Annotated in this window: 14 protein-coding genes; 5 read left to right on the top strand and 9 right to left on the bottom strand. The window is 70.6% G+C overall.

Going from position 1 to position 12532, the window contains the following annotated elements; genetic code table 11:
• Window positions 1-7 precede the first annotated feature (7 nt).
• The 6 genes from ABZ552_RS14795 to ABZ552_RS14770 are packed head-to-tail and all read right to left on the bottom strand — an operon-like array spanning window position 8 to window position 5938.
• Window positions 8-1177, bottom strand: coding sequence for an LLM class flavin-dependent oxidoreductase (locus ABZ552_RS14795; protein WP_281873717.1), 1170 nt, complete (start codon window positions 1175-1177; stop codon window positions 8-10).
• Window positions 1174-2274 (bottom strand): LLM class flavin-dependent oxidoreductase, encoded by a 1101-nt coding sequence (locus tag ABZ552_RS14790; protein ID WP_357437550.1) that lies wholly within the window; start codon window positions 2272-2274, stop codon window positions 1174-1176. Before ABZ552_RS14790 ends, ABZ552_RS14795 begins: the two co-directional genes overlap by 4 nt.
• A complete protein-coding gene (locus tag ABZ552_RS14785) occupies window positions 2271-3296 on the bottom strand; it encodes an ABC transporter substrate-binding protein (RefSeq protein WP_357437547.1) in 1026 nt (341 codons plus the stop codon). The genes ABZ552_RS14790 and ABZ552_RS14785 overlap by 4 nt, the downstream gene beginning before the upstream one ends.
• On the bottom strand, window positions 3293-4072 hold the full coding sequence (locus tag ABZ552_RS14780) for an ATP-binding cassette domain-containing protein (RefSeq protein ID WP_281873720.1): 780 nt from the start codon (window positions 4070-4072) through the stop codon (window positions 3293-3295). The genes ABZ552_RS14785 and ABZ552_RS14780 overlap by 4 nt, the downstream gene beginning before the upstream one ends.
• Window positions 4069-4902 carry an ABC transporter permease gene (locus tag ABZ552_RS14775; protein WP_281918825.1) on the bottom strand — a complete coding sequence of 278 codons (834 nt, stop codon included), beginning with the start codon at window positions 4900-4902 and terminating at the stop codon, window positions 4069-4071. The genes ABZ552_RS14780 and ABZ552_RS14775 overlap by 4 nt, the downstream gene beginning before the upstream one ends.
• Before the next feature lies 1 nt (window position 4903).
• Window positions 4904-5938, bottom strand: a complete 1035-nt coding sequence (locus ABZ552_RS14770) for an NrtA/SsuA/CpmA family ABC transporter substrate-binding protein (RefSeq protein WP_281873722.1) — start codon at window positions 5936-5938, stop codon at window positions 4904-4906.
• Between the two features lie 243 nt (window positions 5939-6181).
• On the opposite strand from ABZ552_RS14770, the gene ABZ552_RS14765 reads away from it, so the two are divergent.
• The 3 genes from ABZ552_RS14765 to ABZ552_RS14755 all read left to right on the top strand — a co-directional run bounded on the left by ABZ552_RS14765 (window position 6182) and on the right by ABZ552_RS14755 (window position 8330).
• Window positions 6182-6931: an IclR family transcriptional regulator gene (locus ABZ552_RS14765; RefSeq protein ID WP_281873723.1), complete on the top strand. Its 750-nt coding sequence runs from the start codon at window positions 6182-6184 to the stop codon at window positions 6929-6931.
• Window positions 6932-7080: 149 nt separating this feature from the next.
• Window positions 7081-7908, top strand: a complete 828-nt coding sequence (locus ABZ552_RS14760) for an SAM-dependent methyltransferase (protein ID WP_281873724.1) — start codon at window positions 7081-7083, stop codon at window positions 7906-7908.
• Window positions 7909-7976: 68 nt separating this feature from the next.
• Entirely contained in the window at window positions 7977-8330 is a 354-nt protein-coding gene (locus tag ABZ552_RS14755; RefSeq protein ID WP_281873725.1) for a hypothetical protein, read from the top strand.
• Here ABZ552_RS14755 and ABZ552_RS14750 read toward each other — a convergent pair whose 3' ends face one another.
• Window positions 8331-9347: an NADP-dependent oxidoreductase gene (locus ABZ552_RS14750; RefSeq protein WP_281873726.1), complete on the bottom strand. Its 1017-nt coding sequence runs from the start codon at window positions 9345-9347 to the stop codon at window positions 8331-8333.
• A 59-nt stretch (window positions 9348-9406) separates the two neighbouring features.
• Window positions 9407-10180 (bottom strand): SDR family oxidoreductase, encoded by a 774-nt coding sequence (locus ABZ552_RS14745; RefSeq protein ID WP_281873727.1) that lies wholly within the window; start codon window positions 10178-10180, stop codon window positions 9407-9409.
• A 66-nt stretch (window positions 10181-10246) separates the two neighbouring features.
• Here ABZ552_RS14745 and ABZ552_RS14740 point away from each other — a divergent pair, with 66 nt between their 5' ends.
• Both ABZ552_RS14740 and ABZ552_RS14735 read left to right on the top strand, forming a co-directional pair.
• Window positions 10247-10834: a helix-turn-helix domain-containing protein gene (locus tag ABZ552_RS14740; RefSeq protein ID WP_357437539.1), complete on the top strand. Its 588-nt coding sequence runs from the start codon at window positions 10247-10249 to the stop codon at window positions 10832-10834.
• 209 nt (window positions 10835-11043) lie between these two features.
• The gene (locus tag ABZ552_RS14735; RefSeq protein ID WP_281918830.1) at window positions 11044-11850 is read left to right on the top strand and encodes an LLM class flavin-dependent oxidoreductase; all 807 of its coding nucleotides are present in this window, start codon (window positions 11044-11046) and stop codon (window positions 11848-11850) included.
• Window positions 11851-11859: 9 nt separating this feature from the next.
• Here the strand turns inward: ABZ552_RS14735 and ABZ552_RS14730 are convergent, their stop codons facing one another.
• On the bottom strand, window positions 11860-12483 hold the full coding sequence (locus ABZ552_RS14730; RefSeq protein WP_281918831.1) for a LysE family transporter: 624 nt from the start codon (window positions 12481-12483) through the stop codon (window positions 11860-11862).
• Window positions 12484-12532 lie beyond the last annotated feature (49 nt).

The raw sequence follows: 12532 nt of genomic DNA, 5'->3' as shown, positions 1-12532 counted from the left end.
TCCTGAATCAGCGTGCGGGGGAAAGGGATGCGGCGGGAGTGGAGGCGGTGAGCCGGGATCGGCCCAGCAGCGGGAGCACTTCTTCGCCGACGCGGTACGCCTCCTCCAGATGCGGGTTGCCCGCGAGGATGAACGCGTCGACACCGAGGTCGATCAGCTCGTCGAGCCGCTGCGCGACCTGCTCGTAGCTGCCGACCAGGCCGAATGCCGGGCCGCCGCGGATCAGGCTGAAGCCGCACCAGACGTTGGGCTGGACTTCCAGGTCGCGGTAGCCGGTGATGGTCTCCGGCACCCACCCCTGGATGCGGGCGGCGCCGACCGAGTCGCCCTTGGCGGCCCGCTCGGCGGCGCCGCGGTCGACGAAGGCCCAGCCCTTCTCGATCTCCGCCCAGGCCGCCTCCTCGGTGTGCCGGGCCAGGATGTCGATGCGGACGGCGAACTTCGGTGTGCGGCCGATCGTTCCGGCGTGGGCGCGGACGCCGTCGAACTTGGCGCGCAGGTCGGCGAACGGCTCCAGCCAGGACAGGTAGTAGTCGGCGTGCCTGCCCGCCGCCCGCACCGCGGCGGCCGAGGACCCGGAGAAGTACACCTCGGGAAACGGCTGGCCGGCGATGCCCGGGGCGAGCGCGGCGCCCTCGGTCCGGAAGAACCGGCCGTCGTGGTCGTAGGGGTCGCCGTCCCACACGCCGCGCAGCACGTCGAGGAACTCGCTGGTGCGGGCGTAGCGATCGTCGTGCGCGACCTTGTCGCCCCACCAGAGCTGGGCGGGCCCGCCGCCGCCGCTGATGATGTTGTAGACCAGCCTGCCGCCGGTCGCCCGCTGCAGGCTCGCCGACATCCGCGCCGCCTGTACCGGGTGCAGGAAGCCGGGCTGGAAGGCGACCATGAAACGGTAGGTGGTGGTCTCCCTGGCCAGCGCCGCCGCGACCGCCCACGGGTCGTCGGTCACCGGGAACGACGGCAGCAGACCGCCGAGGAAACCGGCTGATTCGGAGGCCCTCGCCACCGCCGCCATGTGGTCGATGTAGCCGTAGCCGTCGAGGGCGCCGCCACGGATGGCGGGGGCGATATTGCCCGGTCCGTAGCCGTTGGCGTGGCCGCGGTTGTAACGGCGTGGCGTGCGCAGCGACGCGTGGTCGCCCTCCATGCCGATGCGCCAGTAGATGTCGATGGTCATGCGGTTGCCTCCTGCGCGGTCATGGTGCGGCCGACCGGGTCGGCGAGGAACAAGAGGTGCTCGCCCGCGCGGTGCAATTCCTCGATGTGCGGGTGTCCGGACAGCACCACGCTGTCGATGCCCGCCTCGGCATAACGCGAAAGATGCTGCGCCACTTGTGCGTAGCTGCCGACGAGGCCGATGGCTGCGGCGTAGCCGAGGTCGGCGAATCCGGCCCAGCGGCCGTCGCCCAGATCGTGCTCGCGTGCGTCCGGGCCGTCCGGGTGCACCTCGCGCCACTGCCGATCGACGCGGGCCCATGCCTCCTCCTCGGTTTCCCGCGCGATGACCGGCAGTTCCAGCCCGGCGCGTACCGTCCGTCCCACCGCCGTCGCGCGCTCCCGCAAGGCGGCGATCGCGGCGCCGACGCCCGCCGCGGTCTCGGTGAACACGTGGACGTCGCCGTGTGCGGCCGACAGTTCGAGCGCGGCGGCGGAATCGCCGGTCAGGTAGACCGCCGGGAACGGCAGCCCGGACAGGATGCCGCGGAAGCCGCCGTCGATCACGTCGTAGTGCGCGCCTTCGTAGTGGAACCCCGTGCCGGCGAATCCCGCCGAGGGCACCGGGGCCTCGTTCCATACGCCCCGGGCGACGGTGAGGAACTCCGCGGCCCTGGCGTAGCGGTCGTCTCCGATGACGCGATCGCCGCGTGCCCGCGCGTCGGCGGGATCGGTGTCCACAGCCAGTTGCCAGGCCAGGCGTCCGCCCGAGATGCGTTGCAGGGTGGCGGAGATCTTCGCCGCGTAGACGGGGGTGCCGAACGCGGGCTGGAATTCGACGACGACGCGGGAGTGCCGGGTGCCGCGCAGCGCGCCGCCCGCCACGATCCACGATTCCTCACCCTGCGGGTCGTAGGGGGCGAGCACCCCGTCCAGCCCGGCCAGCTCGGCGGCATCGATGATCTGAGCGAGGTCGTCGAACGGACCGAAGTGTCCCGGCCGCAGGTCGGTCGCCGGCGTCAGCGGCGCGGGTCCGCCGAATCCGCCGCGATTGCGTCGTCCAGCAGGGGCATGACGGCCGTCACCACGGGAAGGCAAGCGCCACAGGAACTCCGTCATGCGGGGACCTTTCCCGACTCGACGAGCTCCCTGGCCCGGGCCAGCGGCTCGTGCGTGACCCACGAGGCCAGGTCGAAGTCGGCGGCGAGGAAACCGTGCGTGTAGAGGAATTGCTTCTGCACGCCGAGCAGCTCGATCCGCTCCTCCGACAACGACGGATGCAGATCGCGGTGGAAGTTCTCGCCGTACGCCGCGACCACGCCCTCCGGGCCGGACAATGTCTCCCGCTGAAGCACGTCGCGGACACCGGCCAGGTTGCCCGCGGCCCAGTCGGCGGCGCGCAGGCTCTGCGCGAGGAATTCGACGACCAGCTCGGGGCGCGACTCCAAGAGGTCGGAGTGCACGGTGATCGGTCGCGGCGTGCCGTTGTTGACCCGGAAGCGTTTTGCTTCGGTGGTATCCAGGTCCACCGCGACGCGCAGGCCGTGTTCCCGCGCCACCTCTTGGGCCCGAGCGCCTTTGACATAGATGGCGTCCACCTCGCCGCGCAGCAGTTCCTCGACACCCCAGGTAACGACGCGGCGGTTCACCTGGACCTCCGTGCGCACCTGCGGATCGCGCTCCACACCGATCTCGACCACGCGCACGTCGGCGAGCGTGTGGCCACCGAGCCGCAGGGCGTTCGCGAAACCGTGCAGGGCCATCGCGCGGGGGAAGCTGCGCGCCTGGTCCTGCGCCCACGCCGGCACGCCGACGCGCAGCCCGGCCAGCTCGGCGGGGCCGCCGACGGAGGACTGCGGACCCACCAGGATGGCCTGCGCCTCATCGATCCAGGTCAATCCGATCAACCGGGTCGGCGAGCCCTGGGCGCGCGCCGCCAGGGCCGGGACGTTGCCGCCCTCCCGGATCAGTCCGGACAGATCGTGCAGGAAGTGGTGGCCGGCCAGCTCCGGCCCCGCGTCCTGGAGGACGCCGAACTCCAGCCCGGCTCGCGCCGCGGCGTCGCCGAGCCAGCCGAGGCTGTGCGCGAGCCCGCTCGCGGTGGGCACCGGGCAGCGGGTGTACCAGAGGGTGTCGGTCATGAGGCACTCCTTGGAGCGGGCGTGGTGCGGTCCACGCCGAGCTGGGTGAGGAAAAGGGACTGAAAGCGCAAGGTTTCGGGGTCGGCGCGGTCGCGCGGGCGGGCCACGTCGATGGCGACGTCCACGGCGAAGCGCCCGTGGTCCAGGATCAGCACGCGGTCGGCCAGGCGGATCGCCTCGTCGACGTCGTGGGTCACCATGAGCACCGCCGGACGATGCCGGGCGACCAGGTCGCCGACCAGATCCTGCATCTGCAGGCGGGTCAGTGCGTCCAGCGCCGCGAAAGGCTCGTCCAGCAGCAGTAATTCGGGTTCCCGGACGAGGGCGCGGGCCAGCGCCGCGCGCTGCGCCTCGCCACCGGAGAGCGTGGCGGGCCATTGCCGGGCTTTGCCGTCGAGGTTGACCTCGGCCAGCGCGCGCAACCCGGCTTCGCGGTGCTGCCGGGAACGGCGCTGCCCCACGATGACGTTCGCCAGCACCCGTTTCGAGGGAATCAGCCGCGGTTCCTGGTAGACGGTGGTGCGACGGCCGGGCACGAGGATCCGCCCCGCGTCCGGCGCTTCGAGGCCGGTGAGCAGGCGAAGCAAGGTGGTCTTGCCGGTGCCGCTCGGCCCGAGCAGGACGACGAACTCGCCGCGCCGGATGGTCAGGTCCACGCCGTCGAGCACCGTCTTCGCGCCGAACGACTTGCGCAGGCCCGAGATCGAGACGGCGACCGGTTGCTCCGTCGCCGGCGCGGTGGTCACCTCGGCTCCGGGTTCGGTGACGGCGGTCATCGGATCGCCACCTGCCCGCGCCAGGGCATCGCGAACCGCTCCGCAACCCGCACCAGTCCGTCGAAGACCAATCCGAGCAGCGCGTACAACACGACGCACAGCACCATGTAGTCGGTGCGGTTGTACTCCTGGGCCAGCGTGACCAGGTAGCCCACGCCTTCCCTGGTGCCGACCTGCTCGGCCGCGATGAGACCGGTGATGCTGATCGACAGGCACACCCGCAGCGCCATCAGCACGCCGGGCAGGGCCGAGGGCAGGATGACCTCCAGCACCAGCCGCGGGCCGGTGAGCCCGAAACTGCGCGCGGCCTCGACCATCTTGCGATCGACGTTGCGCACGCCGAGATAGGTGTAGGCGTACATCGGCGCCACCGTCGCGACGGCGATGAGCAGCACCTTGTACAGCTCGTCGATGCCGAACCAGGCGATGAACAGCGGCACCAGCGCCAGGAACGGCACCGCGCGCAAAATCTGCATCGTCGAATCGACCAGTTCCTCACCGAGACTCGACAGCCCCGACAGGAGGCCGAGCGTCAACCCGATGGCCACACCGATGCCGACGCCGAAGGCGGCGCGCGCGAACGACGCGACCGCGAAGTCGAGCAACTGGCCGGTGCCGAGCAGTTCGGTGAACGCCGTCCACACCGCGGGCGGGCCCGCCAGCACGCGTTCGGAGAGCGCTCCGGTCGCCGAGCCCACCCACCAGCCCGCGACGATCAGGGCGGGAAGCAGGAACCGCAGCGGCACCGAAAACCAAGTGGGCCTGCGCTTTCCGGCGCGACTACGGGGCGGGGCGAGTTCCGTGGGCCCCGCCGCGGGGATCACCGCCATCTCAGCTGCCCGCCTGGAGCGAGGCCAGCTGCTCGGGCGTCAGCCGGGACTTCAAGTCGTAGAAGATGTCGGCGGCGGTGATCTTGCGGGTGATGACGCCGTTGTCGAAGAAGGTGTTCACCACGTCGGCCAGGGCGGTGGCGTCCGCCTCGTTCGGCAGGTGCGGCACCGTGGCCTCGCCGCCCACCCGGTAGGCGTCGGCGAGTCGCGCGCCCGACAGTGCGCGCGGGCCGGTCTTCTCGAAGACGTTCTCGAAGTCGGTGGGGTCGGCGCGCTGCTTCGCCGTGAGATCCTGCAGCACGTCGAGGTACTTCGCCGCCACGTCCGGGCGCTTTTCGAGCACCTCGGTGCGGAACACGACGACCGTGTTGTCGTTGGAGCCGATGCTCTTCTCGGTGGCGATCTCGACGCCGCCGTTGGCCTTCGCCTCCTGGTAGGGCACCAGGAACGACGCCCAGCCGTCCACCTTGCCGGTGGCGAACGCCGAGGCGGCGTCCTTCTGCTGGAGCGGCACCCGGGTCACCTTGTCGGCCGGGACGCCCGCCTGCGCCAGCGCTTTCAGCAGGATGTACTCGCCCTTGGCGGCGGGATTCACCGCGACGCGCTTACCGGCCAGGTCGGCCACCGAGTGCACGCCCGATTCCGGGGTGACGATGATGCCGCTCTGATCCTTGCCCGCCGGATCCTGCACCGCGACGATCCGCACACCGACGTCCTTGGACAGCGCGCCTACCACGGGGCTGAACGCCGCGCCGGAGACGTCGAGTTCCTTGGTGTTGAACAACTTCAGGTTGGAGCTGAAGCCGGGGGTGATGGTGACCCACTCGATCTTCGCGCCGAGCGGCGCCAGCGCCGCGTCGAAGGTGCCGTCGCGCTTGCCGACCGCCAGCGGACCGGAGTTCCCCGGGTCGGCGACCTTCAGCACGAAGGAGGCGCCCGCGCCGGTGTCGCCGCCGGTGTCCGAACCACACGCGGCGACGAGTGCGACGAGGGGAACGATCGCTAGCGCGATGCGCATGAGGGCTTGCCGCCACATCGTGAGGACTCCTTGTCCGTTGTCGATCAATGCCCTCGGAGAGTAGGGACGGCGGCGCGGCGTCACGAGGTAATGCTTTCCGTAGATCGGAAAGCTTGACATATCGAGTTCGCCGTACTGTGCGACTTCGATGCGCGATCAACAGCCTCCAGCCTTGAAGGACAAAGTCACTGTCCGCATCATTTTCCGCATATTGGAAAGTCCAAACCTTATGGCCCACACCGCTGTGTTACCGTCACAGTCGTGGAACCCTCCGGCGTGCAGACCGTCACCCGCGCCCTGTCGGTCTTGGACTGCTTCCGCGACGGCCGGGAGCGCGGCGTCTCGGAGGTGGCGCGACAGCAGGGTCTCGCGGTCAGCACCACCCACCGGCTGCTGGCCACGCTCGTGCAGGCGGGGTTTCTGGAGAAGAACGCCGAATCCAGCCGGTACAGCATGGGCGGGGCATTGGCGGAGTGGGGGCAGATCGCCTACCGCCAGCACCGGATCTACCTCGCCGAGCCTTGTCTGGAACAGCTCGCGGGCACCACCGGGGCCAGCTGCTCGGTCGCCACCCGCCACGGCATCCACGCCGTCCTGCTCGGCACCAGCCGGTGGCGGGAGACCGACGGGCACGCACTGCAGGGCGTGCGACTGCCGTTGCACGCCAGCGCGCTCGGCAAGGCCCTGCTCGCCTGGTCCGAGACCACCGATGAGCAGCTGCGCGAACTCCCCTACGACGAGGGCACCGAGCGCTCGGTGTCCGGGCCCGGCGAGCTGCGCACCGAACTGGTGATCACGCGCGAGCGCGGATACGCCTACAACGACGAGGAACTCGATCCCGGTTTCCGCACCATCGGCCTGCCCATCCTGGATCCGGCAGGCCGGTGCCGGTTCGCGCTCGGCCTGCGCGGTCCCACGACGCTGATGATCCCCGAACGCGTGCCGTTCTTCGTCGAACTCGCGAAGGTCACCGCGCAGGAGATCGCGGCCAGGTTCGCCGCTGCGGAGTAGCTGTCCGGAAAAGGGACGATCCGGTCGAAAGGCCCCAGGCGCGAATACGCCACCCTATTCTTGACGCGTAATGCACAGGGCGGGTCCTCATTCGGGGGCGACAGCAGCCCACGCCGGTGACGGCCGGCGTTACCGGGGAAGGGAGTCGCATGCCGAACGGTCAGGCGCGGGCGCGCGCGGGGGTCTCCAGCAAGCTCGACACCAGCCTCGCGCACGAAGCGCGGGTCTACGACTACTGGCTCGGCGGCAAGGACAACTACCCCGCCGATCGCGCGCTCGGCGACACCGTCGCCATGCACATCCCCGCCATCCGCGACATGGCCCGCGCCAATCGCGCGTTCCTCGGCCGGGCGGTGCGGCATCTCGCCCGCGACGCGGGCATCGTCCAGTTCCTCGACATCGGCACCGGCCTCCCCGCCGCGGGCAACACGCACGAAGTGGCCCAGCGGATCGATCCGGCCGCGCGCGTGGTCTACGTCGACAACGACCCGCTCGTGCTCGCCCATGCCCGGGCCCTGATGGCGAGCACCCCGCAGGGCAGAATCGACTTCCTCGACGCCGATCTGCGGGATCCGCACGCCATCCTGGACGCGCCGGCACTGGCCGACACCTTCGACCCGCAACAGCCCATCGCGATCCTGCTGGTCGCGGTCATGATGTTCTTCGACGACAGCGAGGATCCGCGAGGTGTCATCGGCCGGCTGCTGGACGCGGCGCCGTCCGGCAGTTATCTGGTGCTCACCCATTTCACGGAAGATTTCGACGCCCGGGCCACGGCGCGCGCGGTGGCCGCCGCCCGGCAGGCCGGGATCGCGTTCCGCGCCCGCAGCCGTGCGGAGACCGAATCCTTCTTCGCCGGAACCGAACTCGTCGAGCCGGGTGTCGTTCCGGTCGACGCTTGGCGTCCGGACGCGGACGCGACCCCGGCCCAGGAACGCAGCGCCTGGTACTGGGCCGGCGTCGGGCGCAAACCCTGAGGGGCGTTTGAGCCGACGTCGTTCGGCAATCACGTCGGGGAACCGGCGGACGGCGAGGTGGTGGACACATGGTCGAAGACGTCGAGAAGCGCTGGCGCGATCCGCGTGGATTCCGCCGCGCGGCGACCTACGTCGCCTCCGTGCTCGCCACCGCCGGGCTGGTCTTCCTGCTGAGCGTGCTGTGGGCCGCGCAGCGGGAGTGCGCGGACGCGGACCGGTTGCTGTGCGACAGCGCCGCGCAGCTCGCCGTGGTGCTCGGTCCGGCGGTGGTGCTGCTGATCGGCGGCATCGGCGCCTTCGTCGAGACCTACGTGCAGTGGCGCCGGGGCCGGACCTGGCCCATCTGGCAGGGCGCAGGCTGGTTCCTGTTCGTCCTGATGGTCATCTACCTGGGCATCGGCGGCGGCGCGGCCGCCGGTTGATCAGTCGGCGACCCGCACGACCACCTTGCCGAAATTGCGGCCCTCCAACATGCCGATGAACGCCTCGGGCGCGGCGGCCAAGCCGGACACGACGTCCTCGAGATAGCGCACCCGACCGTCGGCGACCCACTCCCCCATCTCGCGCAGGAACTCCGGGTAGAGCTCGCGGACGAATTCGGTCTGGATGAAGCCGCGCACGGTGAGGCTCTTGGTCAGGATGCGGCCGTAGAAGGCGGGCAGCCGGTCGGGGCCGTCCGGGGCGCCGGTCGCGTTGTAGTTGGCGATCAGCCCGCAGACGGGCACGCGCGCGTAGGAGTTCAGCAGCGGGAAGACCGCGTCGGCCACCGCGCCGCCGACGTTCTCGAAGTAGACGTCGATGCCGTCGGGAACCGCCGCCGCCAGCTGGTCGGCGAAATCGGGGGCGCGGTGGTCGAGCGCGACGTCGAAGCCGAGTTCGTTCAGATAGGCGACCTTGCGCGGGCCGCCCGCGATGCCCACCGTGCGCGTACCGCCGATCTTCGCGATCTGGCCGACGGCCGAGCCGACCGGCCCGGTGGCCGCGGCGACCACCAGCGTCTCGCCCGGCTGCGGTTTGCCGATCTTGCGCAGTCCCGCGTAGGCGGTGAAACCGGGCATGCCGAGCACCCCCAGCGCGGTGGAGACCGGAGCATTGCCCGTGTCGAGCTTGCGGACCCCGCGCGCCGGGGTGACGTCATGGGTCTGCCACCCCGAATAGGCCAGCACCACATCGCCTTTCGCGACCGACGGGTCCCGGGATTCGAGCACCTCGGCGACGGTGCCGCCGACCATCACCCCGCCGATCTCCACCGGATCGGCGTAGGACTCTGCCGTGCTCATCCGGCCGCGCATGTACGGGTCCAGCGACAGGTACAGGGTGCGCAACAGCACGTCGCCCTCGGCCGGAGCGGGGAGTTCCGCGGTCTCGGTCCGGAAATTGTCGGGGGTGGGAGCACCCACCGGCCGGGAAGCAAGCACGATTCGCGTCGACTCGACCATGCGCCCACCCTAGCCGCGGGTGCGGGCGCCGGACGCCCGCACCCGCCCGTGTCCGGCGATCACCAGGACGGCGATTTCGGTCCGAGGAACAGGCCGCCGTTCACCTCCAGGGTCTGACCGGTGACCCAGCGTCCGTCCTCGGAGGCGAAGAAGGCCACCGCGTCGGCGATATCCGAGCCGCGGCCGACGCGCTCGAGCGCGGTCATGTCCGCCACACCGGAGATCGCGCCGTCGTTGGTGTGCAGCCAGGAATTCATGTCGGTGTCGGTGATGCCGGGCGAGACCGTGTTCACCGTGATCCCGCGCGGTCCCAGGGTGTTGGCCAGCGATCGGCCGAGCACGTTGAGCGCGCCCTTGGTCATGCCGTAGACGACCTCCGGCGTGGCGAACCAGGTGACGCCGGAGGAGATGTTGACGATGCGTCCGCCGTCGCGCAGCAACGGCAACGCCCGCTGGACGATGAACAACGGCGCCCGCACGTTGACCGCGAACAACCGGTCGAAGTGCTCGGGCGTGGCCTGCTCGACCGTTGCGTCGTAGGCGATGATCGCGGCGTTGTTGACCAGGATGTCCAGCGGCCGGTCACCGAGTCCTGCGGTGAGTTCGCCGAACAGTTGGTCGACGTCCCCGTCGACGCCCAGTTCGGCGCGCACCGGAAACGCCCGGCCGCCCGCGCGCCGGATCGCCGACACCGTGGCTTCCGCCGCCTCCACGTTCGTGCCGTAATGCACGGCGACTTCGGCGCCGTCGGCGGCCAAACGCTCGGCGATGGCCCGGCCTATCCCCCGCGAGGCGCCGGTCACCAGGGCGGTCTTTCCGTTCAAGTCGGTCATTCTGTACTCCCGCATTGTTGTTATGTAACGTTCCCTAACATCGCTGGAGCGCGCTACGGTATTCCCGTGGGATCGAAACGCCGCGCCGCCGCGGACACCAAGGAGCACATCCTCGCCGTCGCGCGGGAGCTGTTCTATCAGCACGGAATCCGCGCGACCGGCGTGGACCGCGTCGCCGCCGAGGCGAACGTCGCACCGCCCACCCTCTACCGCATCTTCGGCTCCAAGGACGATCTGGTCGCCGCGTATCTCGAGCGAGAGGACCACCGGTACCGGGAGTGGTTCCGCGCGGCGGCGGCCGGGAACGGGTCACGCGAGCGCATCCTCGCCCTGTTCGACGCGCTGGCCGAACAGGTGCGCCCCGACTCCTGCCGCGGCTGCCCCTTCCTCATCGCACTCGGGGAATTGCCCGACCACGACGCGCTCGGTCACCGGCGCGCTGTCGCGATGAAGCACTGGGTGCGGGCGCAGCTCGGCGCACTGGCCGATGAGTTCGCGGCCACCGCGCCGATGGATGATCCGCAGGCACTCGCCGACCAGCTGATGCTGGTGATGGAAGGCGTCTACGCGACGACACAGGCGTTCGGCCCCACCGGCCCGGCCGCTCGGGCCCGCTCGCTGGTCGAGGCACTGCTCCCCCGCCGGCCGGCCTGATCCCGCGACACGCTTGCCACGCCCGCGCGCAGGCGACCGCCGGTGGAACTACACGCCGCGGTCGCGCGCGATTCGGCGCCGACCGTCGGCCATTCGTGCCGAGTGACGGAAACCGCTATCCGAGAACACCTTCGCGACGAGCGTACGGAACATCGACTCGAGCGAGCGGGACATTGGCGCGGACGCCGCGGATTCGTAGCGTCGGAACCATGACCTTGGACATCGGCATCATCCTGCCCACTTCGACGCCCGATCCCGCGCAGCCCATCCTGGGTGACGTGCGCGCCGCCGCCCGCCTCGCCGAGCAGAGCGGTCTCGACTCGGTATGGTCCACCGACCATCTCGTCGCCAGCGCGCCGATCCTGGACAGCACCGTGGTGCTGGCCACCGCCGCCGCCGCGACCGACCGGATCCGCATCGGCTACGGCGTGCTGCTGCTGGCGTTGCGGCCGGTCGCCTTGGCCGCGAAGCAGATCGCCACACTGCAGTACGTCTCCGGCGACCGGCTGATCCTCGGTGTCGGCACCGGCAACCCCGCACACGGGGATGTCGGTTGGCGTGCGGCCGGTGCGTCTTTCGCCGAGCGCGGCCGTCGCACGGACGAGGCGCTGCGCGTACTGCCGGACCTGGTCACCGGGCGGCCCGCCACCCTCGCGGACGGCACCGAGGTCACCCTGGCACCCGGTGCGACCATGCCGCCAGTGCTGGTCGCGGGCGACGGCGAACGGGCGCGGCGCCGTGCCGCCGCCTTCGCCGACGGCTGGGTCGCCATCGGACTCGAGCCGCACCGGATCGGCGCCAGGGTGGACGAATTGGCTTCGCTCGCCGAGGAATGCGGACGACCGCCGCTCACCGTGACGGTCGTGGCGCCCGCGCTGGCGGCCGATCCCGGCCAGGCGGCCGAGCAGCTGGCCGCCTACGCCGAGGCCGGCGCGGCGCGCGTCGTCCTCGCCCCATCCGGGCCACAGTGGGAGGCAGGCTACGAGTTCGCCGCGAAGATCAAGGCGCAGCTCTGATCGCGGTGCTCATCCGCCGCACAACAGTCCCACTCCGAGGCCGAGCAGCACCGCCGCGATCGCCGAATCCAGCACCCGCCAAGCCCGTGGACGGGTGAACAGCGGACCGAGCAGGCGCGCACCGAAGCCGAGAGCGGTGAACCAGAGCACGCTGGCCAGCATCGCCCCCGCGCCGAGAAACCAGCGATCCGGGCTCGCATAGGTGCTGGCGAAGGAACCCAGCAACACCACGGTGTCCAGGTAGACGTGCGGATTGAGCCAGGTCAATGCCAGGGAGGTTGCCACCGTCGCGCCGAGCGCCGCGGTTGCCCGCCCCGCTTCGGTGCGCAGCGCCGCGGCGCCGAACGCCCGCCGGACCGCCAGGACCGCGTAGCCGATCAGAAATGCCGCGCCCGCGTAGCGGGCCACCACGAGCACCGCGGGAGCCGACTCGACAACCACGCCGAAACCGCCGACCCCGGCCGCGATCAGCACGATGTCGGACACCGCGCACACCGCCACCACCGCGGGCACATGCCTGCCGCTGATCCCTTGACGCAGCACGAACGCGTTCTGCGCGCCGATCGCCACGATCAGCGACAAACCGAAGCCCAAACCGGAGGCGGCGGCCAGCGCCGCGGAGGAAACGCTCACGTCCAGCGACGCTAAGGGCGCGGATCATACCCAGGCAAGCTAAAGATTC

The organism is Nocardia sp. NPDC019219 (genome assembly GCF_040632645.1).
In the GTDB taxonomy this organism is placed as follows: domain Bacteria; phylum Actinomycetota; class Actinomycetes; order Mycobacteriales; family Mycobacteriaceae; genus Nocardia; species Nocardia sputorum.
Note: the sequence above shows the minus strand (reverse complement) of the source record. Positions and strands in the feature narration are given on the sequence as shown.

What these genes read in the sequence shown, in the direction of transcription:
- ABZ552_RS14790 (WP_357437550.1), bottom strand. Translation starts at nt 2,274, where the DNA reads ATGACGGAGTTCCTGTGGCGCTTGCCTTCCCGTGGTGACGGCCGTCAT.
- ABZ552_RS14770 (WP_281873722.1), bottom strand. Translation starts at nt 5,938, where the DNA reads ATGTGGCGGCAAGCCCTCATGCGCATCGCGCTAGCGATCGTTCCCCTC.
- ABZ552_RS14745 (WP_281873727.1), bottom strand. Translation starts at nt 10,180, where the DNA reads ATGACCGACTTGAACGGAAAGACCGCCCTGGTGACCGGCGCCTCGCGG.
- ABZ552_RS14795 (WP_281873717.1), bottom strand. Translation starts at nt 1,177, where the DNA reads ATGACCATCGACATCTACTGGCGCATCGGCATGGAGGGCGACCACGCG.
- ABZ552_RS14760 (WP_281873724.1), top strand. Translation starts at nt 7,081, where the DNA reads ATGCCGAACGGTCAGGCGCGGGCGCGCGCGGGGGTCTCCAGCAAGCTC.
- ABZ552_RS14755 (WP_281873725.1), top strand. Translation starts at nt 7,977, where the DNA reads ATGGTCGAAGACGTCGAGAAGCGCTGGCGCGATCCGCGTGGATTCCGC.
- ABZ552_RS14735 (WP_281918830.1), top strand. Translation starts at nt 11,044, where the DNA reads ATGACCTTGGACATCGGCATCATCCTGCCCACTTCGACGCCCGATCCC.
- ABZ552_RS14785 (WP_357437547.1), bottom strand. Translation starts at nt 3,296, where the DNA reads ATGACCGACACCCTCTGGTACACCCGCTGCCCGGTGCCCACCGCGAGC.
- ABZ552_RS14780 (WP_281873720.1), bottom strand. Translation starts at nt 4,072, where the DNA reads ATGACCGCCGTCACCGAACCCGGAGCCGAGGTGACCACCGCGCCGGCG.
- ABZ552_RS14775 (WP_281918825.1), bottom strand. Translation starts at nt 4,902, where the DNA reads ATGGCGGTGATCCCCGCGGCGGGGCCCACGGAACTCGCCCCGCCCCGT.
- ABZ552_RS14750 (WP_281873726.1), bottom strand. Translation starts at nt 9,347, where the DNA reads ATGGTCGAGTCGACGCGAATCGTGCTTGCTTCCCGGCCGGTGGGTGCT.